Source organism: Streptomyces sp. NPDC007162, assembly GCF_040634175.1.
Lineage (GTDB): Bacteria > Actinomycetota > Actinomycetes > Streptomycetales > Streptomycetaceae > Streptomyces.
The window spans coordinates 1-3,711 of sequence record NZ_JBEYFC010000712.1; the positions used below are offsets into that span (position 1 = coordinate 1).

2 protein-coding genes are annotated in these 3,711 nt (G+C 73.0%); both read left to right on the forward strand.

Features of this window, described 5'->3' with window-relative positions; translation table 11 throughout:
• Positions 1-395 precede the first annotated feature (395 nt).
• Positions 396-2,588, forward strand: a complete 2,193-nt coding sequence (locus ABZ646_RS42560; protein WP_360531976.1) for an MMPL family transporter — start codon at positions 396-398, stop codon at positions 2,586-2,588.
• Positions 2,589-2,641: 53 nt separating this feature from the next.
• Positions 2,642-3,711 (forward strand): histidine kinase (locus tag ABZ646_RS42565; protein ID WP_360531979.1); only part of this gene is annotated, 1,070 nt, incomplete at its 3' end.

Below are 3,711 nucleotides of genomic sequence, written 5' to 3' on the forward strand. Positions count from 1 at the left end.
ACAGCACACCGGCGTCGACGGCGAGCCCCGCCCCGGCCGCGACCTCCCCCTCGCAGCTCTGCCTGCTCGTCCTCTGCATCGGCTGACGAGGAGACGAGCAGTCCCCGGCAGGCGCCGGCCGCCCCGGGGACTGCGAGCGGGGCGTTCCCGGCGGCCCGCGCCGGCTCGGCGTACGTCACAGCCGGACACCGCAGGACCCCGGTGTCCCCCGTGCGCCCCCGTCGGCCGGCGGATCGCGGGCGCACGTGCCGGCGGGCGACGACCGCGTGTCCGTCTGCTGCGAGCGCAGTAGACGCACGTGTCTGCGGTAGGCCAATGACGAGAGATCCGGGGACTGCGAGCGTGTCCGGGTGCCGGGATGCCCGGCCCGTGACGCTCCTCGGAAAGGCCCGTCGATGTCCTCTCTCGCCCGCTGGTGCCACCGGCACCGGCTCGCCGTCGTCCTGGCCTGGGTGGGCCTGCTGCTCGCCCTCGGCCTCGGGGTCGGCACGGCCGGCAGCGCCTTCGGCAACAGCAGCACCTCGCAGAACACCGACTCGGCCAGGGCAACGGCTCTGCTGCAGAAGGCGTCGAACAGCGCGGCCGGCAAGAGCGGCCGGATCGTCTGGCAGACGAAAGAGGGCAAGGTCACCGACGCCGCCGCCGAACGGCCGATGGCCGACGCCGTCGAGCGGGTCGCGGCCGCTCCGGGCGTGGCCTCGGTGACCAGCCCCTACACCGCGGACGACGCGCGCCAGATCAGCGCGGACGGCACCACGGCCTTCGCCACCGTCTCCTTCGATCAGGATGTCAGCGACGCCCAGATCGACCACGTGAGGCAACTCGCCACCGGCCCCGGGACGGCGGGGCTGCACATCGCCCTGAACGGGCAGGCGTTCGCGGTCAGCCCCGCGCCGAACGCGGCCGCCGACGCCATGGGGATCGCGCTCGCCTTCGCCGTGCTGCTGTTCGTGTTCCGGGCGGTGTGGGTGGCGGTGCTGCCCATCGTCACGGCGGTCGTCGGTGTCGGCACCTCCGCGGTCACGGTGATGCTGCTGAGCCATGTCATCACGCTCTCCAGCACCACGCTGACCCTCGGCTCGCTGATCGGCCTGGGCGTGGGCATCGACTACGCCCTGCTCATCGTCAACCGGCATCGCACCAACCTGCGCGGGGGCATGGGCGTCGGCGAATCGATCGCCAAGTCCCTCAACACCTCCGGCCGTGCGGTGATCTTCGCCGGGCTGACCGTCGTCATCGCCCTGCTCGGCATGCTCACCCTGAATGTCGGCATCCTCAACGGCATGGCCGTCGGCGCGGCCGTCACCGTCGTACTGACCGTGCTGGCCGCCGTCACCCTGCTGCCGGCGCTGCTCGGTCTGATCGGCCCTCGGGTCCTCAGCCGCCGGGAGCGCCGCGCCCTGGCCGACGCGGGCCCGCGGGCCACGGCCGAGGCGGGCCCCTGGACCCGGTGGGCCGCACGTGTGCAGGCCCGCCCGAAGACCCTGGGTCTGCTCGGCCTCGTCGTGCTGACGGCGCTCGCCCTGCCGACGCTCAGCCTCCGCCTCGGTGCGGCCGACGACGGTAACCTGCCCGCGTCCTCCACCAACCGCCAGGCGTACGACATGATCGCGCACGGGTTCGGGCCCGGCTTCAACGGCCCGCTCGTCCTCGCCGTCCAGGCGCCCACCACCGCCGACAAGGCGGCCGCGGCCAAGCTGGTCACCACCCTTCAGCGGGTCGAAGGCGTCGCCAGTGCGAACGCGGCGCCCCTGCGGGAGGGGCAGACGGTCGGGTCGATCTCCGTCGTCCCGACGACCTCCCCGCAGTCGGCGGCCACCTCCGACCTGATCGACCACCTGCGCGGCGAGGTCGTGCCGCGGGCGGAACAGGGCACGTCGATGAAGGTCTACGTCGGCGGTGTCACCGCGAGCAACGACGACTTCGCCTCGGTACTGACAGCCAAACTCCCCCTGTTCGTACTGGTCATCGCCGCGCTCGGCTTCCTCCTGCTGACCGTTGCCTTCCGCAGCCTGCTCGTCCCCGCCGTGGGTGCCGTCCTGAACATCCTGAGCATCGGGGTGGCCTTCGGCGCGATCGTCGTCGTCTTCCAGTACGGCTTCGGTGCCTCGCTCCTCGGGCTCGGCGCCGCCGGACCGATCGAGTCGTTCGTACCGATCCTGGTCGTCGGCATCATGTTCGGCCTCTCCATGGACTACCAGGTCTTCCTGGTCAGCCGGATGCGCGAGGAGTGGGCGCACACCGGGGACAGTCACCGGGCGGTGCGGGTCGGCCAGGCCGAGACGGGCAAGGTGATCGCGGTCGCCGCCACCATCATGTTCTGCGTCTTCGGCTCCTTCGTCTTCGGCGGCCTGCGGGTGATCTCCGAGTTCGGCGTGAGCCTCGCGGTGGCGGTCGCCCTGGACGCGCTGCTGATCAGGATGGTCGTCGTGCCCGCGCTCATGCACCTGTGCGGAGGCGCCAACTGGTGGCTGCCCCGCCGCCTGGACCGCGCGCTGCCCCGGATCTCGGTGGAAGGGCCGACCGAGGAGCCGGCGTCCCGCCCCGGGCCGGAACGGGAACCGCAGACCGCCGGTCTGCTGCGCTGACGTCGGCCCACCGGCGGCACGGCCCCGCCGGGGCCGTGCCGCATAGTGAAGGAATGCAGGTGCAAGACGTGTGTCGGCAGTGGTTCGCCCGTCATGAACGCGCGCGGGACGCGCTCCCGGCCGTACTGGTGGTGCTCGTCGCCGCGGGGGCGAGCGCCGCCGCGGACGGCGGTTCCGGCTGGCACACACCGCGGACAGGGGTGGTGGCCTGGACGGCTCTGGCCTGTCTGCCGCTGGTCGTCCGCAGCCGGTGGCCACTGCCGGTCGTCCTCGTCACGCTGGCCGTCGACCTCACGCACCTGGTCCTGGTCCCGGACTTCTCCCTGGCCCCGGCGGCGAGCCTGGTGGCCCTGTACACCTTCGCCACCCGCACCGGCCGGCGTGCCGCCTGGACCGCCGGTCTGGCCGCTTCCCTCGCGATCACGGCGGTCTACGCGCTCGGCCGGTCCGTGTCGCCTCTCGCCGGGGACAGTCTGCTCCGGTTCGATCTCGCCATCGCGGCCACCGCGCTGGGCGACGCCGTCCGCAGTCGCCGTCTGCGGCTCGCCGAGGCCGAGGCGCGGGCGGAGCGCGCCGAACGCACCAGGGAGGCGGAAGCCCACCGCCGGGTCACCGACGAGCGCATCCGCATCGCCCGTGAACTCCATGACGTCGTCGCCCACCACATCACCCTGGTCAACGCCCAGGCCGGGGTGGCCCACCATCTGATGCGCACCGATCCCGACCGGGCCCACCAGGCACTCGCCCATATCAAGGACAACAGCCGCAGCGCACTCGACGAACTGCGGGCCACCGTCGGGCTGTTGCGCCAGCCCGACGACGCGCCCGACTCCCGGGTCCCGCTCCCCGGCCTCGCCGACCTCGACACCCTCGTCAGCGGTCTCCGGGCAGGCGGCATGCCGGTGCGGATCGAACGGACCGGCCTGCCGCGGCCGGTGGCGCCGACCACCGAACTGACGGCCTACCGGATCATCCAGGAAGCCCTCACCAACACCCACAAGCACGCCGGGGCCGCCCAGACGCTGGTGGCCCTGGACTACGGGGCCGACACCCTGCGTGTCACTGTCACCGACGACGGGCGCCCCGGCCGGGCCAAGGGCCCGGGCACCGGGCACGGCCTGAC

Coding starts and splice junctions, on each gene's coding strand:
- ABZ646_RS42560 (WP_360531976.1), top strand. CDS start 396: ATGTCCTCTCTCGCCCGCTGGTGCCACCGGCACCGGCTCGCCGTCGTC.